Consider the following 23,465-nt stretch of genomic DNA (forward strand, 5'->3'; position numbering starts at 1 on the left):
CCATCCGATCAAGAATCCCTGCCCGCCGTCGGTGCCCCCGACGCCTCCGAAGCTGAAACAAGCGCTCCCGAGGGGCTGACTTTCGCTTACGTTGCCGGCGTGACGCCCGGGAAATGGATCCGGCGCTGGGAAGAGCGCATGCCCGATGTTCCGCTGCACTCGTTCATGTCCGACGACGGTGCGCAGCTGGAGGTTCTGCGCGATGGTTCCGCGGATCTCAGCTTTGTGCGCTTGCCCGTTGATCGCGATGGGCTCCACGTCATTCCGCTCTACGAAGAGCAGCCAGTGGTGGTGGCCCCGAAGGGTCACGAAATCTCAGTGTTCGAAGAGGTGGCGCTGGAGGACCTCGTGGAGGAGAACTTCCTGGATGTCGCCGGGATGGGCGGGCCGGAGATGGCCATGCAGGTGGTGGCCTCGGGTGCCGGTCTCGTGATCCTGCCGATGTCCGTGGCCCGGCATTTCAACGTCAAGGACACGGTGGCGCGGCGCCTGACCGGGGCCGAGGGGACGCAGATCGCCCTTGCCTGGCCGAGCGACTCCACCAGCGAGGTCATCGAGGAATTCATTGGCATTGTCCGTGGCCGGACCGCGCAGAGCTCGCGGCAGCCTTCGGCCCAGCAAGAGAAGCCCAAGAAGGCACCGAAGCCGGACCGGCGCGGCACCGGCGCCAAAAAGCCGGCGGTGGCTCAGCGCTATGCGCCGAACCCCGACAAGGGCCGGGGCAAGGGCTCCCGCAAGAAAGGAAAGCGGTAGGCGATGGGACTTGGAGCGAAGCCGACCATCCGGGACGTCGCCAAGAGCGCAGGCGTTTCCCTCACCACGGTGTCCTACGTCTTGTCCGGACGGCTTGGTGGGACCACCCGGATCAGCGAAGCAACACAAGAGCGTGTCCAGGCCGCGGCCAAGGAACTGGGTTACGTACCGAACCAGGCGGCCCGCGGAATGCGCCGCGGCAAGACCGACCTCGTGGCGATTGCCATCGGCGACCTGGAATGGCCGTGGGACCGGGCCTTGGCGACGGCCGCTGCACGCATTTTGCCCCAGCACGGCTACCAGCCCGTGATCCTCATCGGCGAAGGGTGGCGGCGGTTCATGCTCTCCGGCGGTGCCGACGGCGTCATCATCGGGGCTCTTCAGCCCGGGACCGTTCTTGACCTCACGGTGGGCGAGCTGGCCCGGCGCGGAGTAGCTCAAGTCATCATTTCGGACACCATGCAGCCTGCCGGATTCGATGTCCTGGCACCGGGATCCGCGGGTGGGACTCCGGAACCGGAAGCCCTCGAAGGCGCCATCACCCTGCTTCTGGATCGGCTCGCCGGCCGCACCATTGGCGCGGGAACCATCAAGGCCGCGCCTTGGGAGTTCAAGACTCCGTAGCCGTCAGTTCTCCGTGAGCGGCTTCCGGGCCAGCCAGGCAGCGACGATGGCGCCGGAAACGTTGTGCCACAGCGAGAACACGGCCGACGGCAACGCTGCCAGCGGCGTGAAGTGCGCGGTCGCGAGAGTGGCGGCAAGACCGGAATTCTGCATGCCTACCTCGAAGGCAAGGGCCCGGCGTGCCTTGTCATCGAGGCGGCCCAGCTTGCCCGCCAGATACCCGAGGCCAAGGCCGAAGCCATTGTGGAGCACCACGGCGAGGAACACGATGCCGCCTGCGGCAGCGATCTTGCTGGCGCTGCCCGCCACCACCACGGCGACGATCACTGAGATCACGACGGCGGATGCCCAGGGGAGTGCCGGCAGTACCTTGCCGACGAGCTTCTTGAGGAAGAGGCGAGCCGCCAGGCCCCCGATGACCGGGAGGAGGACTGTCTTGAGGATGTCCAGGACCATGGAGCCGGCATCGATGTTCAGGAATGATCCCGCGAGAAAGAACACCAACAGAGGGGTCACGATCGGGGCAATGAGGGTGGAAACCGAGGCGACGGCCACGGACAGGGCAACGTCGCCCTTGGCCAGGAAAGCCATCACGTTGGAGGCCGTGCCTGACGGAGCACAGCCCACCAGGATCAGGCCCACGGCCAGCTGGGGTTCCAGGTTGAGCGCGACGGCGATCAGCCAACCGGCACCCGGCATGATGACGTAGTGGGCCACGATGCCCAAAACTACGGCCCAAGGGCGCTTGGCCACCGAGGCGAAATCCGGAGGCGTCAGGGTGAGGCCCATGCAGAACATGATGATGCCCAGCAGGAATGGCACGCTTGGGGCCAGCGGCTTGAAGGCATCAGGAAGCAGGAAACCGGCCACGCCGGCAAGTACTACGAGGAGGGGAAAGACCGTGACCGCGATCCTGGCGATTTTGGCTTCCGCGGCCAGTGCCGGATTCAGGACAGGGGTTTCGACGGGGTTGGTTGTTGCCTCAAGCATCTGTCTATCGTGGCATCGTGATCGGACATGCGCCCAATCCGTGACCCGGATCGGGCGAATATGTCAGATGACCGTCGTTTCGCGGCCCAACTACCTCGCAGTTGTTGTCGTTTTGGCGGCTCAAAACGACAACAAATGCGAGCCAGTTGGGGGTGCGGGGACGTTAGTTTGCGTTGAGCTTGCCTGCCAGCCGTTCGCGCATCCGGATGCTCGCCGCGTTGAGGCCAATCAGCTCCACCTCCCGGCCGTGCTTGCGGTATTTCTCGGTAACGGAATCAAGTACGGCAACCGTGGAGGCATCCCAAATGTGCGAAGCGTGCAGGTCGATGACCACGTGGTCGATTCCCTCCGAGGAATCCTTCGCGTAGTCGAACTGTGTGTAGAGGTCGTTGGAGGAAGCGAAGAACAACTCGCCATCCACCGCGTAGCTCGCCACGGTCCGGCCGTTGAGCTCGAGTTCGCTCCGCTCGACCGTGGCGAAGTGGGCCACTCGGCGGGCAAACAGCACCATGGCCGTGAGCACGCCGGCCCCAACTCCGATGGCCAGGTTGTGCGTCGCCACCACCACAGCCACGGTCACGAGCATGACGCCGGTCTCGGACTTCGGGAGTCGCTTGAGCGTTGCCGGCCGGATCGAATGCCAGTCAAAGGTGATGAGGGAAACGAAGATCATCACGGCCACCAAAGCGGCCATGGGAATCATGCCCACTACGTCCCCGAGGACTACCACCAGCACCAGAAGGAACGCGCCGGCCAAGAACGTCGACAGCCGGCTGCGGGCACCCGAACCCTTCACGTTGATCATGGTCTGGCCAATCACGGCGCAGCCGCCCAAGCCACCCAGGAAACCGGTGACGATGTTGGCAATGCCTTGGCCCCATGAGACCCGGGTCTTGTTGGAGCGGGTATCCGTGATGTCATCCACGAGCTTGGCCGTCAAGAGAGACTCCAGGAGGCCCACCAGCGCCATGGACAAAGCGAACGGGGCAATGGTCTGGAAGGTTTCCCAGGTCAAAGGCACATTGGGCAGGAAGAATCCGGGAAGGCTGTTGGGGAGTTCGCCCTTGTCCTGGACAGTGGGGACGCGGATTCCGGCCAGCCCCGTGACGATGGTGAGGGCGACGACCGCCACCAATGGCGCGGGCACCGCCGTCGTGATTCTGGGCAAACCGAAGACGATCAGCAACCCCACGGCCACAATCGGGTAGACCATCCAGGGAACGCCGATCAGCTCGGGCAACTGGGCCATAAACACCAGAATGGCCAAGGCATTCACGAATCCGATCATCACCGAACGAGGAATGAAGCGCATGAGTCGAGTGACACCCAGAACCGCCAGGACGATTTGGAAGACCCCGGCCAGGATGACCGTGGCAATCAAGTAGTTGAGCCCGTGATCCTTCATGACCGGGGCAATGACGAGTGCGACGGCGCCGGTGGCCGCGGAAATCATGGCCGGACGGCCACCCACGATCGCGGTGGTGACACCCATCGTGAAGGACGCGAAGAGCCCGATCCGTGGATCCACGCCGGCGATTACGGAGAATGCGATGGCCTCTGGAATGAGCGCGAGCGCCACCACCAAGCCGGCCAATGCTTCCGTCTTGAGCCTGCGGGGCGAGCGCAGGGTGAAACGGAGGGACTGGAGCTGCTCGGGTGTCATGGGTCCTTAGCTGTTGGTCAGGCGGTACCGCTCAATCTGCTTGAGACGCCGCTGGAGGCTGTCCCTCCGGGGGTGGGGGACGACGTCGGTCGCCTCAGCGGTGAGGTCGATGTGTTCAGTGCCGTACTGCCACAGCAGGAGGTCATCCAGGAGGCGGTCCGGTCCGGGGGAGTAACGGTGGTCCAGGGCTTTGCGGACCTCGGTGATCCGGTTGGCGCTGAGGAGCCCGGCGAGTTCCACGGTCTTGTTCAGTCCGTGGGCCGCAAGAAGCTCCGCGGCCCAACCCCAGTCGTCATCAACTTTACGGTCAACATGCGGAAGCAGCGTCCGCCAAACGTCCCGCACACGGTTGGGCGTGAGGGGCATGGAACCTTCACCATCGAGATCCCAATAGCCGCGGACTTCCTCGTAGCGTTCGTGGAGGTCGGCGAAGGCGCTCTCGACGGTTTCCAGCATTGCCGCTGTGGCGGTGAACTGGCGGTCGAAATGCGGCGTCCAAGCGCGCGGATCCTCGGCCTTGAAGCGGATGTCGTGTTCTATTTCGCTCCAGGCGTGCGCAAAGACCGTACGGATCTGACATTCGAAGAAGTAGCTGCCGTTCGGCGGAATGTCCGGATTGAAGACCTGCTGGTACGCCTTCACGGACTCGTTCTGGATGGTACGGAGGATAAGGTGTCGGCTCGAATATCCGTAGGTGCCGGACTCGATGGAGCCGATGTCCTTCTCAAGGTCGCCGCGGCAATCGAAAAGCTGGCGCTGGCGCTTGATCAAGTTGGCAACCGCGGCGTTCTCGGCCGGAAGCTTGGTGATGACGCGCAGCCCCACCATGTCGTTCAGGGTCCGGAACGGGTCCGGGAACTTCAGCACCCGTGGCCCCCCCTCCAGGGGCACCTCGGTGCGGGAAATCTTCTCCCGGAAAGATTCGACCGTCTTGGTGCGTCCCGTGACGAAGAGGGGCACGGACTCACTGTTCTTGAGCATGTCCCGCAGGGTCAACAGGACGTCGCGGGTGACGAGTTTCAGGGCAGGACGGACGCGTTCGTAAAGCTCCACGTTCGCCTGTACTGATTCGCGCAGCTGAGGATCCAAGCTGTCCCAATTGCTAGCCATGCCTCCAGCTTACGGTGGAGGGACGACAGTGAAGCGGAGCCGGACCCGCTGGCGTTACCGGTGCGACACCTGGAAGCAGGCGACGTCGTATTGGGAAGTGGGGGAGTAATGCTGTCCTCCCACGCCGCCGTTGATGCTGTTGATACCCGGCTCGTTGAAGGGCGAGCCGAGGCTATTGGCGGCGTTGCCGGGCGTGTTCGGTTCGAGCGATTGACAGGACTGATTGGGCTTTCCAGTTCCAGGCGGGTTTGCCGCCGAAGCCCGCGAAGCCACAGCCAGCACGCTCAAAATCAATGCCACATGAACCGACGCGGAGATACGACGGATTATTGAAATCACCTCCGGGTAAAGAAGCGTTCCCGAAAGATACGGGAATGGAGCGAGGGTAGCGCTCCACCCCTGAGGGTGCGCTCGGGCAGTGGCTTCAGGAAGGCTCCGCGTTGACCCTCAGACCATTGCTCCCCCTCCGCGGCGCTCCTCCGCGATAGGCTCGGCACAAAGGAGGACACGATGAAGCGGCACAAGTACTACTACGGTCAGCACTCCAGCCAATGGGGCGAGCTGTTCGTACCAGATTCGCTGCAGCCACACCGCACTCGACCCGACGGAGTGGTAGTGGTGATCCACGGAGGCTATTGGCGCTCCCAGTACGGCGCGGAACTCGGTGAGCCGATTGCCAGGGACCTCGCTGCGCATGGAATAGCCGCCTGGAACCTTGAATACCGGAGGGCAGGAAACGGTGGCGGCTGGCCGCATACCTTCGAAGATGTCCTCGACGGGATCGACCATCTGGGCGAGATCGCCGGCAAGCATGAACTCAATCTGAACAAAGTGGTGGCGCTGGGACACTCCGCAGGCGGCCATCTCGCGGTCTGGGCAGCCGGGCGGGAAAAGCTCTCCAAGATCGGCGCCCCGGACGCCGACCGGCAGCTCCACCGGCATGACAACGGCGCGGCAGTGCGGCTGACCGGCGTCGTGAGTCAATCCGGTCTGCTGAACCTTGCCGACGCCGAGCGGCTCAACCTGAGCAACGGCGCCGTCGACAACCTCATGGGTGGCGACTCGGTGAGATACCCCAAACGGCATATCTATGCCGACCCCATGAGGTCGCTGCCTATCGCCGTTCCGGTCTTCGCGGTCCACGCCGCATCGGACGAGGATGTCCCGTGCAGCCAGTCCGAGGCTTATGTTGCCGCAGCCACGGCTTCCGGGGGCGCGGCCCAGTTCCTCAAAGTGCCCGGCGACCATTTCGACCTGATCGACCCCAGGGCCGTTGCGTACAAGAAGTGCCGGGAGTTGGTGCAGCGGCTGCTGGTGTGACCGTTTGCGACAAAGTCACCGGCTGTCATCGCGAGACGCGCACCACATCCGCGTGGCAGAGTTGTCCCATGCTGACAGTCATAGGTGAAGCGCTGGTTGATGTCGTCCAGCGTTCCTCGGGAGTCGACGCCCACGTGGGCGGAAGTCCGCTCAACGTCGCCGTGGGCCTGGCCAGGCTGGACCACGCAGTCCAGTTCATTGGCCGCTTCGGCAAAGACGCCTACGGGGAATCGATCGCGGCCCATCTTCGCTCCAGTTCCGTCATGGTTCCGCTGCCGCCCGACGATAGTCCCACCAGCGTGGCCACCGCCCTGATCGACGACGACGGCGCTGCCAGCTACACCTTCGACCTCGCCTGGGAGCTTCCCGGAATCGCCGCGCGCCTCCCCTTCATGCTTCAAGGGACATCGCTCCTGCACACGGGCTCCATTGCCACCATGTTGGAGCCGGGCGCAGCGGAAGTCCTTGCCGCCGTCGAGCATGCCCATCCGAACGCGACCGTCAGCTTCGATCCCAACTGCCGGCCCAGCATCATCAAGGATCGCGACTATGCGCGGGCCCAAGTGGAGCGTTTCGTGGCGCTTGCAGACGTGGTCAAGGCATCCGACGAGGACCTCGAGTGGCTCTACCCCGGCGTCGACGTCTTGGAATCTGCCCGGCGCTGGCTCCGCCTCGGCGGCAGTGGGGGACCTGCCGTCGTGGTCGTCACGCGAGGCGCAGATGGCCCGTGGGGCGTCACGGCCGCGGGCGAGGCCCAGGTGGACGCCCCGAAGGTAGAGGTCGCGGATACCGTGGGCGCGGGCGATTCCTTCATGGCCGCGCTGCTCTCGGGGATCGTTGACCGCGGACTGGCAGGGGCCCAAAACCGGGAAGAGCTGCACGCCATGCCCGCCGAAGTGCTTGAAGGGATCCTCAACCATGCGGCCCGCGCCGCGGCAATCACGGTTTCCAGGCCGGGCGCGAACCCGCCGACCCGTGCCGAACTCAACGTCCTAGGCGTCCCGGAGCCGAAGGCAAGCGTCGAAAGGCAGCCATGAGCTACGCCGACCTTCCACATGTCCCATCCTTCGATGTCACCAGCGGCTCGCTGAAGGACGGCGACGCACTCAGTCCGGCCCAGACCAGCAAGCGCTTCGGCGTGGCGGGCGGCAAGGACGAATCCCCGCAGTTGAGCTGGAGCGGAGCCCCTGAGGGCACCAAGGGTTACGTCGTCACCGTCTTCGACCCCGACGCCCCCAGGGCGGGCGGCTACTGGCACTGGGCCATGGTCAACATCCCCGCCAGGACGAACTCCTTGCCGGCAGGCGCCGGCGTTCAGGGCAGTTCACACTTGCCCGCGGGCGCGTTTCAACTAAAGAACGATGCCGGGTTCCCCGGTTACCTGGGTGCGGCGCCTCCGCCTGGGCATGGCCCACACCGGTACATCGTGGCCGTGCACGCCGTCGACGTCGAAGGGCTGGGCCTCGACGCCGGTGCCTCCACGGAAGCGCTCGTCCGCAAGCTGGCAGCCCACACGCTGGGCCGGGCCGTCATCACGGGCAACTTCGAGCGGCGCTAGCTTTGGGGCAAACTCGCCGTCGACCGTCCCACGTAGACTGACATAATGCGGCTCGTAGCAAGTGACATTGACGGCACCATCCTCGGCCATGACGGCAAGATCAGCAGCCGCACCATCCGCGCATTCCATGCCTGCCGCGACGCGGGCATCGAGGTGGTGTTCGTGACAGGGCGGCCGCCGCGCTGGCTCTACCCCCTCCGCGAGCAAATCGGGCACAGCGGCATCGTTATCTGTTCGAACGGGGCCGTGGTGTGGGACCTTGAGGCGGACAAGCTGTTATCGGCCAATGCCTTGAGCATCGAGTCCGTGCTGGAGGCCCGCCGGATCATCAAGCAGCTCCGGCCCGACGCACTGTTCGCGGCCGAAACACTCACGGGATTCCATCTCGAGCCCGGGTTCATCGAAAACGAGACCAGCGAGCTCCTGGCCGAGTTCACCCCCGCATGGTTGGACGAAACGCTCTCCGCGGACGACGCGGTGGTCAAGTTCCTTGCCGTGACGCGCAGCGGTACCCCGGATGATTTCCTCGCAAAGGTGCAGCCCGCCGTCGCGCATCTCGTGGAAACCACCCACTCGGCGCCGCGGACCGCGCTCCTGGAAATGTCGGCGCCCGGTATCAACAAAGCCGTCACACTCGCCGAATATGCGGCATCCCGGGGCATCGAGGCCGCTGAAGTGGTGGCTTTCGGTGACATGCCCAACGACGTGGAGATGCTGCGCTGGGCGGGCGACGGTTACGCCATGGCGAGCGGCCATCCTGAGGCGATCAGCGCTGCAGGCCAGCAAGCCCCCCATTTCGACGACGACGGCGTGGCCCAGATCCTCGAAGCAAAGCTCGCTTCCCTCCGGGTATAGTCAGCCCTGTATCGGGCCGCCCTGTATCGGGCCGCCCTGTACCGGCCGTTAGTTCGGCGCCCGTAGCCCGTGGCTGTGCGCCAGGGCAATGGCCTCTGTTCGTGAGCCCACTCCGAGTTTCCTGAAGATATTCCTGGCATGGAATTTAACCGTGTTTTCGCTGATGTGCAGCTTGGCGGAGATGCCCCGGTTGCGCTGTCCGGCCGCCAACAGTTGAAGAACTTCTATTTCGCGCTCGCCCAAGCCCCATCCACCAATATCGCCCACGGGGGCTGATGGTGGGTCCAGGGGCAGGGTCACCTGCATGTCTGCTCCCCAGCCGGCCATGACCTCGATGTTCATGCGGCCGTCCAGTGCTGCCACCCTGTTGTTGAGCCGGGCGATGTTGGGCGAATCCGCAGTCAGTTCACCCAGGCCGTCATCGCGCACATTGATCAGGAGGTTCACGCCGTCGCAGTCCCACTGCACCCGGACACGCCTCACGGCGGGCTGCTCCACGATGGCCAGTACCAGACCCCGCACGACCGCGCGGGCAGCGTGCGCGACTTCGCCGGGCAAGGCGCGGCCGTTGGCCGGCGGCTCGATGAACTGGATGTCGAGCCCGCTGAAGTGCATGAGTGGCCGCAGGTCCTCCCGTAGCCTTTCAAACGCGGTGGCCACAGGCTCTTCCACAAGATCCGATGTGCGGTCGCTCAAGGTCCGCAGATTGACGAGCGAGGTCGCGGCCAGGTCCGTGACGGCCTTGCGGGCCGCGGCGTCGTCGAGGGAGCTTGAGCGTAGCGCCGCCAACATCGTCTCCAGCGTGGTCGAATGCCTGTCCACGAGTTCGGCAGTGACGCGGAGCCGCTCGGCGGACGCCGCCCGGGATTCCAAGAGGTACGAGGGCGGCGCGTCCGCAACCTTCTCCTGGATGCGCCGCGCCGTCAGTTGCCATAGGTAGCCAAGCATCCGCAGCGCCGACTCACGGTCCAAAGGTTCTTCGGGCAGGACGGGCTCAGTCAGGGTCAGCAATGCTTTGGTCTCCGACGTGAGTGCAAGAACTGGCCGCTGGCCTCCCGCGATCGTCGCCTCTCCCTGCCACGCCTCACCTTCCGTGACCCGGGCCCGCAATTGATCCAGCTCCGGAATGGAGACGCGGCTGATGATCCTCTCCGCCCCGGCCTTCTTCTGGGGGCGGCCGGTGCAATCCTCGGTGAAGATGACCAGCGCGCTGCTGCCCACGTACGGAAGTGTTGCTTCACGGAGCCGCTCGGCGATGCTCGTGAGCGGTGCGTTGGCCAGCTCAGCGACCGCCTCCAGGAGCGTCCACGTGCTTGGAGTCATCCCGCCACTGTAGCGCCTCTCGTCTCGCGCCTACTACCCATACGGATAGCTAAGACTGCCCAAGCTCAGCGTTACGCCTATCCGTTCAATCCTGAACGATTGATTCAAACGGAGCATTCACCTGAGCAGGAGGTACCGCATGACCACCACCGCAGAGACGTTCCACGCCGCTTCGGAGCAAGATCGCGTCCCGGCTCGAGGCGCGCAGGACATCGACATGAGCTTGGCCCTCGTGGGCAGCGAGATCGCGGAAACAGCCGCTGAAGTGGACCTGGGGCAGCTGTCCCGCCTCGCCACGGAAGTCCAGGCCGCCGGGAACTCGGCCGCCGGCCGGATCTTTGTTGCAGGGGCCGGCCGCAGCGGCCTTGTCCTACGCATGGCTGCGATGCGTCTGATGCACCTCGGATTCGACGTGCACATCGCGGGGGACACCACGACGCCGGCCATCCGCTCGGGTGACCTCCTCCTGCTCGCGTCGGGCTCCGGGACGACCTCCGGCGTCGTGCGAGCTGCCGAGACGGCCTCGAAAGCCGGCGCCAGGATCGCCGTTTACACCACGAACGCGACGTCCCCGCTCGCGGAAGTGGCCGACGTCGTCGTCATCATTCCGGCGGCGCAGAAGACTGACCACGGCTCCACGCTCTCGCGTCAGTACTCCGGCAGCCTGTTCGAGCAGGTCCTCTTCCTCGTTTCCGAAGCCGTCTTCCAGGCCCTGTGGGACAACGACGCAACCCCGGCCGAGGAACTCTGGCTCCGCCACGCCAACCTCGAATAGACCCTGATTTCCCCCACCGACACCACAACAAACCACGGAAAGAGATCCCCATGAAGCTGCAAGTCGCCATCGACGTCCTCACCACCGAAGCCGCCCTCGAGATCGCGGGCAAAGTGGCCGAATACGTGGACATCATCGAACTCGGCACCCCGCTCGTGAAAAGCGAGGGCCTGTCCGCCGTGACCGCCATCAAGGAAGCCCACCCGGACAAGATCGTGTTCGCCGACCTCAAGACCATGGATGCCGGTGAACTCGAAGCCGACATCGCCTTCAAGGCTGGCGCAGACCTCGTCTCCGTGCTTGGCGGCGCGGACGACTCCACTATCGCGGGTGCAGTCAAGGCCGCCAAGGCCCACAACAAGGGCATCGTGGTGGATCTGATTGGCGTGGCGGACAAAGTAAGCCGTGCCAAGGAAGCCCGGGCACTCGGCGCCAAGTTCATCGAGTTCCACGCCGGCTTGGACGAGCAGGCAAAGCCGGGCTACAACCTGGATGTCCTGCTGAGCGCCGGGGAGGAAGCCCGCGTGCCGTTCTCCGTGGCTGGTGGCGTGAACCTGTCCACCATCGGAGCCGTCCAGCGCGCCGGAGCGGATGTCGCCGTCGTCGGTGGTTCCATCTACGGCGCAGACGACCCCGCGCTGGCCGCGAAGCAACTCCGCGCCGCCATCATCTAAGGCCCACTTTCCGGCCGGGCGCTCCCAACTAGCTAACAGTTAATGTCGTTTTCAGGCCTCTAAACGACAACAAATGCGTGGGCCCACGCCGCCAGGGTTCCCTGGCCGAGCTTGCGAGGCGAGGGCGGCGGTGGGGACTAGTTGGGAGCGCTCACCCATTACACAGCTTCAGTCCAACTGCCGTTCAACTACTCCCCGTAGTCTCTTGTCGTATTCGATGCCGATCACAGGGGACATGATGGCCAAGAGAAAGACGACGGGGTGGCCCGAGGCCCCAGTTCGCCGCGCAGTGCCGGCCGAACATTGGAAGCAGTTGCGCCGCGGAGACCGCGTGAGGGTCAAGCTTGCGCCGGGGTTTGAGAACCCGGGCCAGGTGGACGCCGTGTCGAGCGACCACAGCGTGGTCTGGGTAACCCTCGACGGCGGCCGCGGCCGTACGCTGGTGCACTGCGGCGACGGCGTGGAGATCGTTCCGCAGGAATCCTGACGGGCTCGCGGGAGGCACCGCAGGGTTACGCTACCCGTGTGAGCCCGCATTTGCCCTTCTTCAGCCGCCCGGACGGACTATCCGCTCCGCTTGCCTTCGCGCACCGCGGATTTTCACCGGACGGCCTTGAGAACTCGGGCGCGGCATTCACGACCGCGCTTGAGCTTGGCTTCACGCACCTTGAAACCGATGCCCGCACCACCGCCGACGGTGTGGTGCTCCTTTTCCACGACGACACCTTGGACCGCGTCACAGACTCCCACGGCCCCATCTCCAGTCTTAGCGCTGCGGAGATTGCCAAGGCCCGGATTGGCGGCCGCGAAGCAATTCCCCAATTGGCAGACGTCCTGACGGAATTCCCCGAGGCGCGGCTGAACGTCGACGTCAAGGATTGGCACACCGTCAAACCCCTCGCCGCAGTCATCGACCAACTCAATGCCCATGACCGGGTGCTGATCGCGAGCTTCTCCGATCGACGTCGTCGGACGGTCCTGCGGCTGCTCCGCCGCCGCACGGCGTCTTCAGCTGGAATCGCCTGCAACGCCGCCTTTACTCTTTTGGGACCGCTTCTTCCGGAGCGCTGGCTGCGGAAGATCCTGCACGACGTCGATGCCCTCCAGGTGCCGGTCCGCTACGGCCCCCTGACGGTAGTGACGCCCGGTTTCCTGCGGCGCGCGCATCGGCTTGGCCTGCAGGTTCACGTGTGGACAGTCAACGATTCCGCCGAGATGGCCAGGCTGCTGGAGATGGGCGTGGACGGCCTGGTCACCGACCGTGCGGATCGTCTGAAGTCGGTCCTGCAGCGCCGGGGCCAGTGGTGGTGAGCGCCCGGGCGCGTGCCGCCAGGAAGTCCCGCTCGGCGTCGTTATCGGTGCGCTCCCGCGCTGCCCGGTAGGCGGCGACAGCTTCATCATCACGGCCCAAGCGCCTCAGGAGATCCGCCCGCACGGCGTGGAACAGGTAGTAGTTGCCTAGTTCAAGGACGTCGACGGCGGCAAGCCCCGCGGCGGATCCTTCCACCTCCGCGAGGGCAATGGCCCTGTTCAAGGCGACCACCGGCGTCGGCTCCATGGCCAGGAGTTGTTCGTAGAGCGTGAGGATTTGGCGCCAGTCCGTTTCCGCTGGCTCTGAGGCATCGCTGTGCACCGCGTTGATGGCAGCTTGCAATTGGTACGGTCCGGGCTGGTTCCTCTTCAGGCATTGCCGCACCAACAACAGCCCTTCGGCTATTAAATCGGAGTCCCAGTGGCTGCGGTCCTGGTCCGCGAGGAGCACCAGGCCGCCGTCGGGAGTCGTCCGGGCCGCGCGGCGGGCATTAAGAAGAAGCATGAGGGCCAGGAGCCCTTTGGCTTCGGGCTCATCAGGCATGAGTTCCATGATGAGCCGGCCGAGGCGTATGGCCTCGTGGCAGAGGCCTTCGCGCACCAGCCCCGCGCCCGAGCTCGCGGTGTAACCCTCGTTGAAGACAAGGTAGACCACGGTAAGCACCGACTTCAGCCGTTCCGGGAGCTCGGCGCCACTCGGTACCCGGTAGGGGATATGGGCGTCGCGGATCTTTCCTTTTGCCCGCACCAGCCGCTGGGCCATGGTTGGCTCGGGGACCAGGAAAGCGTGGGCGATTTCGGCGGTGCTGAGCCCGCCCAGGAGCTTGAGCGTCAGGGCCACTTGCGCGGTCCGGTTGATGGCGGGGTGGCAACACGTAAAGATCAGGCGAAGCTGGTCGTCTTGCACGGCGTCCACCTCGATTCCTTCGGGTTCATCGCTGCTTTCATCGCGGGGTTCATCGTCGTGCAGGAGGGCAGCCTGGGCGAGTTTCTCCCTGCCGGAGGCCTCGCGGCGGAGCCGGTCGATGGCGCGGTTGCGGGCGGTGGTGATGATCCAGCCGGCCGGGCTTGGCGGCAGCCCGGCGTCGGGCCAGCGCGCTACGGCCTCGGCGAAGGCGTCCTGGACAGCGTCTTCGGCGGCGTCGATGCTGCCCAAAACGCGGACCAGGACAGCCACGGAGCGTCCATACTCTTCGCGGAATATTTGTCCGATCTCCTGAATATGGACCATGGGGAAACTATTCCCGGTAGCCCGCGAACGGCCGGACCTCGATAGGCAGCGTAGTGGCTTGGGCGGCTTTTCGTCCCCAGCCAAGTGCCACGTCCAGGTCCGGGGCTTCGATCACCCACAGGCCGCCCACGTGTTCCTTGGCCTCTGCGAAGGGGCCGTCCGTGGTGAGTACTTCGCCGTCGTTCACACGCACCACCGTGGAGGTGCTGGCCGGGTGCAGGCCACCCGTGAAAACCCAGGCGCCGGCGTCGCGCATCTCCTGGTTCAGGACGTCAAGATCGGCCATGATTCTGTTGAGGACTTCGGGCTCCGGGGCGGGGCCATCGGGCTGGTAGATGCTGAGCAGATAGCGTGACATGACTGTTCCTCCTTCGGATGTGGCGCCGGCACCTTGCCTGCGTCTCACCCTCTATACGAACGGTGTGGGCCGTTTTCGACATCTCCGCACACGAATCTGCGAAAAGCTTAGCCCCGCTGGCAGGATGGGAGCATGCGCATCCTGATTGCCCCGGACAAGTTCAAAGGTTCCCTCACCGCCGCCGAAGCGGCTTCGGCGATGGCCGAAGGGGCACTGCGCGTCTATCCGGATGCCGTGGTGACGCAGTTTCCCATCGCCGACGGTGGCGAAGGAACGCTGGAGGCAGCCGTGGCGGCAGGCTACGAAGAGCGGATCAATGCCGTCGTCGGCCCCATTCTCAAGCCGGTGGGCGCCGCGTGGGCCATCCGGCAAAATGCATTCGGCGGAGCCACTGCGGTGATCGAAACTGCGCAAGCGTCCGGACTGGCACACATGGAGCCGACGCCGGAAAACGCCTTGCGTGCCCACAGCTACGGTTGCGGCCAGCTCATCGCCGCCGCCCTCGACGCCGGAGCCACCGAGATTGTGCTTGGCGTGGGCGGTTCCGCGATGTCCGACGGCGGCAGCGGCGCGCTGCGTGCGCTCGGACTCAAGCCCCTGGACGCGGCCGGAAACGTGGTTCCGCTCGGCGGTGGCTCGCTCGCCGAGGTCGTGTCCCTCGACGTCTCGGGGCTGGATCCGCGCCTGACCGCGGTGAGGTTCCGGATCGCCGTCGACGTCCAGAATCCCCTCTTTGGCAGCGACGGTGCCGCGCATGTTTTCGGCCCGCAGAAGGGCGCGGACCAGGACGCGGTGGAACTGCTCGACGCCGGCCTGCGCAACTGGGCGTCCCTGCTGCGTGACGCGGGCGGACAGGACGTCAACGTTCCCGGAGCCGGGGCGGCCGGCGGATTCCCGGCGTCGTTCCTGGCCTTCACCCAAGCGACGCTGGAAGGCGGGTTCGCACTCGTGGCGGGACTGACGGGGCTGCCCGAGCAGCTCGACGGCGCGGACCTGGTGATCACCGGCGAAGGATCCATGGACTCGCAGTCGCTGACAGGCAAGGCACCCATCGCTCTCGCGGATTCGGCGCACGGTCAAGGCATTCCGGTGATTGTGGTGGCCGGCAGGATCCTGGTGACCCCAGAGGAACTAGCCGGCCACGGAGTGGTGGCCGCGGCGCAGCTGCTCGACGTCGCGCAGCGTCGGGATGGCGTGCCCGATGCCGCGGACGCCGTAGCGAATGCCGCCAAGTACCTGGCATGGGCTACGAGCCAGGTTCTGGAAGGGGCCTAAGCTCCCCGTCCACCAAGGGACATGCCCCGTTGGATGCGAGGAGTGGACATATTGCGAATATGTCCACTCGTGAGCGCCAAGAGGGGGCATGCTCAGAGTTTGATTGCGGGGCTGCTCGGCGTCGTCGGGCAGATAATTAACGTACAAAGCATGGCTCTGACCTCTGCCATGCACCTACGATGCGACGACCCCGCCCGGGACGCCGTCACCGCCCGCCGGGCTGGCAGCCGGCCAGCGCGGCACCATCGAATCGAGGAGCACACCATGTCCACCTTGAAAGAGCGGCTGCACGCAGACGTCGTCAGCCACATGAAGGATGGCAACCGCATCGCCCTGAACGCCACGCGCAACGTCCTCAGCGAGATTGACACCCGTGAGAAAGCCGGCCAGACGCCGATCCACCTGGACGACGCCCAGATCACCACCATGTTGCAGAAGGAGGCTTCGCAGTATCACGAGGTCGCCCGCCTTTACGAGGAGGCCGGAGAGTCCGAGCGCGCAGCCACGGAGATCGCGGACGCCGAGGTAATCGAGGCCTACCTGCCGGAACCACTGGCCGTAGGGGAAGTTGAGTCCATCGTTGACGAGGTCATCGCCTCGCTCAAGGCCGACGGCGTGGAGTTGTCCCTTATGCACATGGGTTATGTCATGAAGCCGGTCACCGAAAAGGTCGGCGGCCGCTTCGACGGCAAGGCGCTCAGCGAGATTGTCCGCACGCGCCTCTCATAGCCGGCAATGGAGTCTGTACAGATCGTGTCCTCTAAACGTGCGCTTAGGGGACACGATCCGTACACAAACTCGAGAGGCTAGTGTTCCATCTCCGGCTCGGCAACCGTCCCGCGCCAACGGGCGAGACCCTTCATGCCGTGGTAGACCACCAAGGCAGCGGCCGAGCCCAGTGCGATGCCCGTGAACTTGAGTTCGCCGATGGTCCACGTGTAATCCGCGATCCCGATAATCAAAGCAACCGCGGCCGTGGTCAGGTTGATGGGGTTCGAGAAGTTGACCTTGTTCTGCACCCAGATCTTCACGCCCAGGACGCCGATCATGCCGTAGAGCATCGTCGCGGCGCCGCCCAGGACGCCGGGCGGAACGGTGGCAATCAGTTCGCCGAACTTAGGCGAGAAGCTCAGCAGGATGGCAAAGGCACCGGCAACCCAGTAGGCCGCCGTCGAGTAGACCTTCGTGGCTGCCATGACGCCGATGTTCTCGGCATACGTCGTGGTGCCGGAGCCGCCGCCGAATCCGGCGAGGACAGTCGCGACGCCGTCGGCCATCAACGCGCGGCCGGAGACGTCGTCGAGGTTGCGCCCGGTCATCGCCGCCACGGACTTCACGTGCCCCACGTTCTCGGCCACGAGCACCAGGACAACCGGCACGAACAAGCCCACGACGCCGAGGTGGAACTCGGGAGTCTGGAAGTGCGGCAGGTCGATCCACGACGCCGCGTCCATCTTGGAGTAGTCCACCTCGCCGCGCGTCATGGCGGTGAGGTAGCCCACCACCACGCCCACGAGGATGCTCAGACGGCCCAGAATACCGCGGAAGAGGACGCTCACCAGGATGATCGTCACCAGCGTCACGAGGGCGGTGACAGGGGCCTTGTCGAAGTTCGCCTTTGCGGCTGGCGCCAAGTTCAGGCCGATCAGGGCGACGATTGCGCCCGTGACAATAGGAGGCATGGTCCGGTTGATCCACTCAGCGCCGAACTTCTGCACCACCGCGCCGACAAGCGCCAGTACGACGCCGGCAAGCACCACGCCGCCCAGCGCGCCGGGAACGCCGAACTGCTGCTGGGACGCCAGGATGGGGGCGATGAAGGCAAAGCTCGAACCAAGGTAGCTGGGTACGCGGCCCTTCGTGATGACCAGGAACAATAGCGTGCCGATGCCGGAAAAGAGCAGTGTGGTGGCCGGTGGCATGCCCGTGATGATGGGCACCAGGAAGGTGGCTCCGAACATTGCGACGACGTGCTGCATGCCGACGCCGATGGTCAACGGCCACGCCAGCCGCTCCTCGGGTGCCACCACGTGTCCCGGCCGGATCGTCTTGCCGTTGCCGTGCAGCTTCCATTTGGTTCCGAGCATGCTCATCTACGGGAGCCTTCCCTGAAAGTTGTGATTGTCCGGGTGCAACCTTACCGCCCGGACGGCCTGCCGATTCCGCTGTGTGGAACGTCACGTGCCTTCACGGGAAGAGGCGCGGCGAAGTTGAAGTTGCAACCATGGAAAGCATAAGCGCCCGGCCGTCCATGGCTGCGGGCACAGCGAAAGGTACGCGAATGACGATCGCACACGAAGAAGCAGTGATTGACGCCGCAGCAGTAGACGCCATCTTTGCCGAAGCCCGCACCGCCAACTCCTTTGCCGGCGAGGTCTCCGAGGAACAGGCACAGGCCATCTACGAACTGACCAAGTTCGGCCCGACGGCTTTCAACTCCCAGCCGCTGCGCGTCACCTACGTCCGTTCGGACGAGGCCCGCGCCAAGCTCGTCGAGACCCTCTCTCCGGGCAACAAGGCCAAGACGGCCTCCGCTCCGTTGGTCGCCGTGCTTTCCTACGACACCGCCTGGCACGAGCAGTGGGACAAGTTCCTCCCCGTCTACTCCGCCCCGAAGGCCATGTACGACGCCAACCCCGAGTTCACCGCAACCACGGGCAACAACAACGCCCACCTGCAGGCCGGCTACTTCATCCTCGCCGTCCGCTCCCTCGGCTTCGCCGCCGGCCCCATGACCGGGGCCGACTTCGCTGCGATCGACGCCGAGTTCTTCCCGGCCGGCGACCAGAAGAGTTTCCTCGTGGTCAACATCGGCCATCCGGGTCCGGACGCCTTCGGCGAAGCCAAGCCGAAGTTCGCGTACGAGGACGTCGTCCGCACCGTCTAACCCTCGTTCGCGCTTAAGGCGGTATATCTGAGCGAGCGTCGGCGTTTGAGGCGGTATATCCGAGCGAGGGTTTTCCTTGACCAACGCTCGCTCACTTTTAGGGCCTTTTTCACCAACGCCCGCTCACCACTGTGATTGGGAGCGGCGTCACGGTGGCAAAATTTCCTTATGCGGAACCTGATTCTGGTGGCGTTCGTCGAAGCCGTGGCTGACGGGCTGGTCTTCCCGCGCAGTGACTGGCCGTTGCACATCACCTTGTTGAGGTTCGACGTCGAGCCCTCCGATGACAACGACGTCGCCGCGCGCCTCAGTGAGCTGGTTACGGCTCCCGCGATGGGCGCCCTGGGGGCGGATCTCACCGTAGGGCCCGACGCCGGATTCGGTCACCAAGGCTCCACCCCGGTCAGCCTCGTGGAACACCATCCCATCTTGCAGGGCCTCCACGAGGAATTGTTCGACGCCGTGGCACGCGTCGGAGGCCGCGTGGCAACCCCGCACTACGTCATGGAGCATTACCGCCCGCATATTTCGCATCACGACGGCAAGCGCCCCAATCCGGGTGACGCCGTCGTGCTCGACCAGATCGCTCTGGTGGACATGGCGCCGGAAGGCAACCACACGATCCGGCGGATCCTGAAAGTGTGGCGCCTCCCGGCGGAATCAAGCTAGCGAAGGCTAGGAAATCACGCCGTCCACGAGCGCCTTGGCCTCCTCCTGGACCTGCTTGAGGTGGTCGGCACCCTTGAAGGACTCGGCGTAGATCTTGTACACGTCCTCGGTTCCCGACGGGCGGGCCGCGAACCAGGCGTTCTCCGTGACAACCTTGAGGCCGCCGATCGAGGCGCCGTTGCCGGGGGCCTCGGTCAGCTTGGCAGTGATGTCCTCGCCCGCCAGCGTGGTGGCCGTGACATCCGCGGCGGAGAGCTTGCCAAGCTTGGCCTTCTGCTCACGCGTGGCCGCGGCGTCGATCCGGGCATAGACGGGCGCACCGAACTGGTCCGTGAGGCCCTTGTAGAGCTGGGACGGCGACTTGCCGGTGACCGACGTGATCTCCGACGCGAGAAGGGCCAACAAGATGCCGTCCTTGTCGGTGGTCCAGACGCTTCCGTCGCGCTTGTTGAAGGAGGCGCCCGCGGATTCTTCGCCACCGAAGGCACCCTCGCCGGAAAGCAGCCCGGGGACGAACCACTTGAAGCCCACGGGAACTTCCACGAGCTTGCGGCCCAGTCCAGCCGCTACGCGGTCAATGATGGACGAGGAGACGAGGGTCTTGCCGACCACGGAATCCGGGTTCCAGCCTGTGCGGTTGCGGTACAGGTAGTCGATCGCGACGGCGAGGTAGTGGTTGGGGTTCATCAAGCCGCCGTCCGGCGTCACGATGCCGTGGCGGTCGGCGTCGGCGTCGTTCCCGGTAGCGACATCGAACGCACCCGTGCCGGCCGAAGCACTGTCGGACATGCGCTTGATGAGCGAGGCCATGGCCGACGGCGAGGAGCAGTCCATGCGGATCTTCTCATCCCAGTCGAGGGTCATGAATGCCCACTGCGGGTCCACGGTGGGGTTGACCACGGTCAGATCGAGCTGATGACGCTCGCCGATCTCACCCCAGTAGTCCACTGAGGCGCCGCCCATAGGGTCCGCGCCGATGCGCACGCCAGCGGTGCGGATCGCATCGAGGTCCAGGACGGACGGGAGGTCGTCCACGTAGCTGCTCAGGAAATCGAACTTGCCCGTGCCATCCGCCTTGAGGGCGTCGTTCAACGGAATCCGCTTGACGCCGCGCAGCCCGTTTTCCAGAAGCTCGTTGGCGCGGTTGGCGATCCAGCCGGTGGCGTCTGTGTCGGCAGGGCCGCCATGCGGGGGGTTGTACTTGAAACCGCCGTCGGCCGGAGGGTTGTGGCTCGGGGTGACCACGATGCCGTCCGCTTGGGGCTGCCCAGGGCCGGCTTCGTTGTTGTACTTGAGGATCGCATGGCTCAGTGCCGGGGTGGGCGTGTAGCCGTGGCGCGCGTCGATCAGCACATTGACGCCGTTGGCGGCGAGCACTTCGAGGGCGGAGTTCTGCGCTGGTTCACTGAGCCCGTGGGTGTCCTTGGCCAGGAAAAGAGGGCCGGTAATGCCCTGCCCGGCGCGGTATTCCACAATCGCCTGGGTGATCGCGAGGATATGCCCTTCATTAAAGGAGGCCTTGAGGCTCGACCCCCGATGCCCGGAGGTGCCGAAGGCAACGCGCTGGGCGGGATCACTCAGATCCGGCGTCACGTCGTAGTACGCGTCAAGAAGAGCGGTGATGTCTACAAGGTCCTGGGGAAGGGCAACAGTGCCCGCACGGCTAGCCATTGACCCAGCATGCCAGACCGTCCGGTGCGCATGAAGAGAAAACCCACTATTGCGGTGCCTGTGACTTCGTATTTCCGCTTGACCGACGAAGATTCACTGCCCGTTTACCGGAGTGCGGCATGGGCTTGGGGAGCTCGGCGCCGGAGCTTATGTGCGCCTTCGCTCGGCGGTAGGCTGGGCACAAGACTCGCAAGGGGGATTTACCATGACCGACCAGCCAGCCAAACCCGAGAACGCTCCCGAGGGCGACGAGCCGCCCAAGGGCTACGAACCACCGTCGTACATTCCTCCCGCACCCCAACCCGGCGAAAGCCCGTACGGCGAGCAGCCTTTTGCCTCGCCGGCGGCTTCTGGCCCCTACGGCCAGCCCCAGCCGCAAGCGCAGCAGCCGCAGGAACCATACGGCCAGCCCCAGGGCGGTCCGGCTCAATTCGGCCAGCCCGCCTACGGACAGCAGCCGCCCAGCCCCTACGGACAGCCCGCTTCGCCGTATGGGCAACCTCCCCAGGGTCCGCCCGCGTACGGGCAGCCGGCCAGCCCCTACGGCCAGCCCGCCTACTATGGCATGCCCGTCGAGCCCAAGGGCTTGAGCATTGCGAGCATGTGCTGCGGGATCGCGGTCTTCGTGGGCTTGGGCATCTTCGTCCTGCCCCAGATTGCCGCCGTGATCCTCGGCCACATGGCCCTCAAGAAGGAACCGGCCGGCAAAGGCATGGCCATTGCGGGCCTTGTCATGGGGTACCTGGGCATTGTTGGCGTGATCATATTCTGGGTCTTTATCGCGATTTTTGCTGCGACCGCTTCGCGTTACAACTACAACTACTAGCAACAACGACGGCGGCCGGTGCGGCTGGCGGGAAACCCACCAGACGCACCGGCCGCCGTCGCGGTTTAAGCCGGTTACGTGACTAGCGCACGCCGCCCATCAATTTCTTGATGGCGGGCGAGCCGGCTGCCAAGGCCACAGCGATCACCACGGCCGTGCCGCCGACGCCCAGGAAGTACGGCAGTTCGTTGTCAGGGTTGTACAGTCCGGCCAGGATGCCGGCCAACGCGGTGCCGAGGGACACCGAGAGGAAGAACAAGGCCACCATCTGGGTGTGGAAAGCCTTGGGGGCCAGTTTGGTGCTGACGGACAGGCCGATGGGGGACAGGAACAACTCCGCCAGGGTGAAGAGGAACAGGATTCCCACGAGCACCAGCAGCGGGGTCTTTCCGGCCCCGGTCAGCGGGATGAAGGCTAGGAACGCCAGGCCCATGACGAAGAGTCCCGCAGCGAACTTGATGGGGGATCCCGGCTGCTTCGGACCAAGTTTTGTCCACAGGGCAGCCATGACGCCTGCGAAGACGATGATGAATACAGGGTTGATGGACTGCACCCAGGCTGCCGGCATTTCCCAGCCGAACAGGTTGCGGTCCAGTTTTTCCTCCGAGTACACGGCAATGAACGTGAACTGCTGCTGGAAGAGTGCCCAGAACGCTGCCGACGCGATGTACAGCGGAATGAACGCGACAACACGTTTGCGCTCAAACGGCGTGACCTTCTTGCTTCTGAAGATCAGCGTGAAGTAGATGACCGAGGCGACAATGGCGGCGTAAGCCATGCTGCGGGCCAGGTTGCCGGGGTTCACCACACCGGTCATCAGCAGCACTGCGATCACGACGGCGATGCCCAGGAAGATGAGCCCGTAGCGGCTCCGCTGTGCGGAGGGAAGGGGGTTCGGGACGCGGTGGGCTTCTTCCGGGAGCTTGTTTCGGCCGAGTGCGTAGATGGCGAGGCCGATGGCCATGCCGATTGCGGCTGCGCCGAAGCCCCAGTGGAAGCCGTTGCTTTCCTGCAGCCAGCCGGTGACGAGCGGTCCAATAAGGGCGCCGAGGTTGATGCCCATGTAGAAGATGGAGAAGCCGGCGTCACGCCGTTCGTCCTTCTCCCCATAAAGGGTGCCGACCAGTGCGGTCGCGTTCGCCTTGAGGCCACCGGAGCCGATGCCCACCAGCACCAAGCCTGCCACCAGGCCCGGGATCCCGGGCAGGAGGGCAAGGGCGATGTGGCCGGCCATGATCATGATGGCGGAACCGAAAAGTACCCGTTCGGATCCGAAAAGCCGGTCCGCCAACCATGCGCCCAGGATCGTGGAGAGGTATACGCCTCCGCCGTACGCGCCAACCAGTCCGGCGGCGAGCGATTTGTCGATCGAGAGTCCGCCGTGGTCCGCGGTGAAGTACATGTAGTAAAGCAGGATGCCCTGCATGCCGTAGAAGGAGAATCGTTCCCACATTTCTACGGAGAAGAGGCTGGCCAGCATCTTTGGGTGGCCGAAAAATGACGTATCGCCCGCGTTTTTGGCGGGCGTCCGCGTGTCAAGAGTTGTGCTCATCTAATCCATGGTGACATTGACTGAGCGCATTGTCACATCA

25 protein-coding genes are annotated in these 23,465 nt (G+C 64.8%); 15 read left to right on the forward strand and 10 right to left on the reverse strand.

What is annotated here, in order from left to right:
* Positions 1-18: 18 nt before the first annotated feature.
* Both AB4074_RS05340 and AB4074_RS05345 read left to right on the forward strand, forming a co-directional pair.
* On the forward strand, positions 19-753 hold the full coding sequence (locus tag AB4074_RS05340) for a LysR family transcriptional regulator substrate-binding protein (protein ID WP_441412463.1): 735 nt from the start codon (positions 19-21) through the stop codon (positions 751-753).
* 3 nt (positions 754-756) lie between these two features.
* Complete coding sequence (locus AB4074_RS05345; protein WP_441412425.1) at positions 757-1,377, forward strand: LacI family DNA-binding transcriptional regulator; 621 nt, start codon at positions 757-759, stop codon at positions 1,375-1,377.
* Between the two features lie 3 nt (positions 1,378-1,380).
* Here the strand turns inward: AB4074_RS05345 and AB4074_RS05350 are convergent, their stop codons facing one another.
* From AB4074_RS05350 to AB4074_RS05365, 4 genes are all read right to left on the reverse strand, one after another.
* Positions 1,381-2,367 (reverse strand): bile acid:sodium symporter family protein, encoded by a 987-nt coding sequence (locus AB4074_RS05350; RefSeq protein ID WP_441412426.1) that lies wholly within the window; start codon positions 2,365-2,367, stop codon positions 1,381-1,383.
* 163 nt (positions 2,368-2,530) lie between these two features.
* Positions 2,531-4,030, reverse strand: coding sequence for a SulP family inorganic anion transporter (locus AB4074_RS05355; protein ID WP_441412427.1), 1,500 nt, complete (start codon positions 4,028-4,030; stop codon positions 2,531-2,533).
* A 6-nt stretch (positions 4,031-4,036) separates the two neighbouring features.
* Complete coding sequence (locus AB4074_RS05360) at positions 4,037-5,140, reverse strand: GTP pyrophosphokinase (RefSeq protein ID WP_441412428.1); 1,104 nt, start codon at positions 5,138-5,140, stop codon at positions 4,037-4,039.
* Between the two features lie 54 nt (positions 5,141-5,194).
* The gene (locus AB4074_RS05365; RefSeq protein WP_441412429.1) at positions 5,195-5,479 is read right to left on the reverse strand and encodes a hypothetical protein; all 285 of its coding nucleotides are present in this window, start codon (positions 5,477-5,479) and stop codon (positions 5,195-5,197) included.
* 171 nt (positions 5,480-5,650) lie between these two features.
* On the opposite strand from AB4074_RS05365, the gene AB4074_RS05370 reads away from it, so the two are divergent.
* The 4 genes from AB4074_RS05370 (at position 5,651) to AB4074_RS05385 (ending at position 8,873) form a co-directional block, all read left to right on the forward strand.
* Positions 5,651-6,460 (forward strand): alpha/beta hydrolase, encoded by an 810-nt coding sequence (locus AB4074_RS05370; protein ID WP_284982821.1) that lies wholly within the window; start codon positions 5,651-5,653, stop codon positions 6,458-6,460.
* Positions 6,461-6,528: 68 nt separating this feature from the next.
* Positions 6,529-7,497: a carbohydrate kinase family protein gene (locus AB4074_RS05375; RefSeq protein ID WP_441412430.1), complete on the forward strand. Its 969-nt coding sequence runs from the start codon at positions 6,529-6,531 to the stop codon at positions 7,495-7,497.
* A complete protein-coding gene (locus AB4074_RS05380; protein ID WP_441412431.1) occupies positions 7,494-8,018 on the forward strand; it encodes a YbhB/YbcL family Raf kinase inhibitor-like protein in 525 nt (174 codons plus the stop codon). The genes AB4074_RS05375 and AB4074_RS05380 overlap by 4 nt, the downstream gene beginning before the upstream one ends.
* Before the next feature lie 45 nt (positions 8,019-8,063).
* Complete coding sequence (locus tag AB4074_RS05385) at positions 8,064-8,873, forward strand: HAD family hydrolase (RefSeq protein WP_441412432.1); 810 nt, start codon at positions 8,064-8,066, stop codon at positions 8,871-8,873.
* A 48-nt stretch (positions 8,874-8,921) separates the two neighbouring features.
* Here the strand turns inward: AB4074_RS05385 and AB4074_RS05390 are convergent, their stop codons facing one another.
* Positions 8,922-10,196 (reverse strand): LuxR C-terminal-related transcriptional regulator, encoded by a 1,275-nt coding sequence (locus tag AB4074_RS05390; protein ID WP_441412433.1) that lies wholly within the window; start codon positions 10,194-10,196, stop codon positions 8,922-8,924.
* A 139-nt stretch (positions 10,197-10,335) separates the two neighbouring features.
* Between AB4074_RS05390 and hxlB the strand changes: the two genes are divergently transcribed.
* The 4 genes from hxlB to AB4074_RS05410 all read left to right on the forward strand — a co-directional run bounded on the left by hxlB (position 10,336) and on the right by AB4074_RS05410 (position 12,956).
* Complete coding sequence (gene hxlB / locus AB4074_RS05395; protein WP_441412434.1) at positions 10,336-10,971, forward strand: 6-phospho-3-hexuloisomerase; 636 nt, start codon at positions 10,336-10,338, stop codon at positions 10,969-10,971.
* Positions 10,972-11,021: 50 nt separating this feature from the next.
* Positions 11,022-11,645 carry a 3-hexulose-6-phosphate synthase gene (gene hxlA, locus AB4074_RS05400; protein WP_078107016.1) on the forward strand — a complete coding sequence of 208 codons (624 nt, stop codon included), beginning with the start codon at positions 11,022-11,024 and terminating at the stop codon, positions 11,643-11,645.
* Between the two features lie 217 nt (positions 11,646-11,862).
* On the forward strand, positions 11,863-12,132 hold the full coding sequence (locus tag AB4074_RS05405; RefSeq protein WP_441412435.1) for a hypothetical protein: 270 nt from the start codon (positions 11,863-11,865) through the stop codon (positions 12,130-12,132).
* A 38-nt stretch (positions 12,133-12,170) separates the two neighbouring features.
* The gene (locus tag AB4074_RS05410) at positions 12,171-12,956 is read left to right on the forward strand and encodes a glycerophosphodiester phosphodiesterase family protein (protein WP_441412436.1); all 786 of its coding nucleotides are present in this window, start codon (positions 12,171-12,173) and stop codon (positions 12,954-12,956) included.
* Here AB4074_RS05410 and AB4074_RS05415 read toward each other — a convergent pair.
* Positions 12,898-14,187: an RNA polymerase sigma factor gene (locus AB4074_RS05415; RefSeq protein WP_441412437.1), complete on the reverse strand. Its 1,290-nt coding sequence runs from the start codon at positions 14,185-14,187 to the stop codon at positions 12,898-12,900. The two genes, AB4074_RS05410 and AB4074_RS05415, sit on opposite strands and share 59 nt — an antisense overlap.
* Before the next feature lie 7 nt (positions 14,188-14,194).
* Positions 14,195-14,545 (reverse strand): YciI family protein, encoded by a 351-nt coding sequence (locus AB4074_RS05420; protein ID WP_441412438.1) that lies wholly within the window; start codon positions 14,543-14,545, stop codon positions 14,195-14,197.
* A 132-nt stretch (positions 14,546-14,677) separates the two neighbouring features.
* Here AB4074_RS05420 and AB4074_RS05425 point away from each other — a divergent pair, with 132 nt between their 5' ends.
* Positions 14,678-15,820: a glycerate kinase gene (locus AB4074_RS05425; RefSeq protein WP_437772007.1), complete on the forward strand. Its 1,143-nt coding sequence runs from the start codon at positions 14,678-14,680 to the stop codon at positions 15,818-15,820.
* Positions 15,821-15,970: 150 nt separating this feature from the next.
* On the forward strand, positions 15,971-16,549 hold the full coding sequence (locus tag AB4074_RS05430) for a GatB/YqeY domain-containing protein (protein WP_441412439.1): 579 nt from the start codon (positions 15,971-15,973) through the stop codon (positions 16,547-16,549).
* A gap of 77 nt (positions 16,550-16,626) precedes the next feature.
* Here AB4074_RS05430 and AB4074_RS05435 read toward each other — a convergent pair whose 3' ends face one another.
* Positions 16,627-17,913 carry a uracil-xanthine permease family protein gene (locus tag AB4074_RS05435; RefSeq protein ID WP_441412440.1) on the reverse strand — a complete coding sequence of 429 codons (1,287 nt, stop codon included), beginning with the start codon at positions 17,911-17,913 and terminating at the stop codon, positions 16,627-16,629.
* 188 nt (positions 17,914-18,101) lie between these two features.
* Between AB4074_RS05435 and AB4074_RS05440 the strand changes: the two genes are divergently transcribed.
* Positions 18,102-18,707 carry a malonic semialdehyde reductase gene (locus AB4074_RS05440; protein ID WP_236814036.1) on the forward strand — a complete coding sequence of 202 codons (606 nt, stop codon included), beginning with the start codon at positions 18,102-18,104 and terminating at the stop codon, positions 18,705-18,707.
* Positions 18,708-18,875: 168 nt separating this feature from the next.
* The gene (locus AB4074_RS05445) at positions 18,876-19,376 is read left to right on the forward strand and encodes a 2'-5' RNA ligase family protein (protein WP_441412441.1); all 501 of its coding nucleotides are present in this window, start codon (positions 18,876-18,878) and stop codon (positions 19,374-19,376) included.
* A gap of 6 nt (positions 19,377-19,382) precedes the next feature.
* Here the strand turns inward: AB4074_RS05445 and pgm are convergent, their stop codons facing one another.
* The gene (gene pgm, locus AB4074_RS05450; protein WP_441412442.1) at positions 19,383-21,047 is read right to left on the reverse strand and encodes a phosphoglucomutase (alpha-D-glucose-1,6-bisphosphate-dependent); all 1,665 of its coding nucleotides are present in this window, start codon (positions 21,045-21,047) and stop codon (positions 19,383-19,385) included.
* A 205-nt stretch (positions 21,048-21,252) separates the two neighbouring features.
* On the opposite strand from pgm, the gene AB4074_RS05455 reads away from it, so the two are divergent.
* A complete protein-coding gene (locus AB4074_RS05455; protein ID WP_441412443.1) occupies positions 21,253-21,873 on the forward strand; it encodes a DUF4190 domain-containing protein in 621 nt (206 codons plus the stop codon).
* A gap of 82 nt (positions 21,874-21,955) precedes the next feature.
* Here the strand turns inward: AB4074_RS05455 and AB4074_RS05460 are convergent, their stop codons facing one another.
* Complete coding sequence (locus AB4074_RS05460; protein WP_441412444.1) at positions 21,956-23,425, reverse strand: peptide MFS transporter; 1,470 nt, start codon at positions 23,423-23,425, stop codon at positions 21,956-21,958.
* Positions 23,426-23,465 lie beyond the last annotated feature (40 nt).

Source organism: Arthrobacter sp. 2MCAF14 (genome assembly GCF_052115645.1).
Lineage (GTDB): Bacteria > Actinomycetota > Actinomycetes > Actinomycetales > Micrococcaceae > Arthrobacter.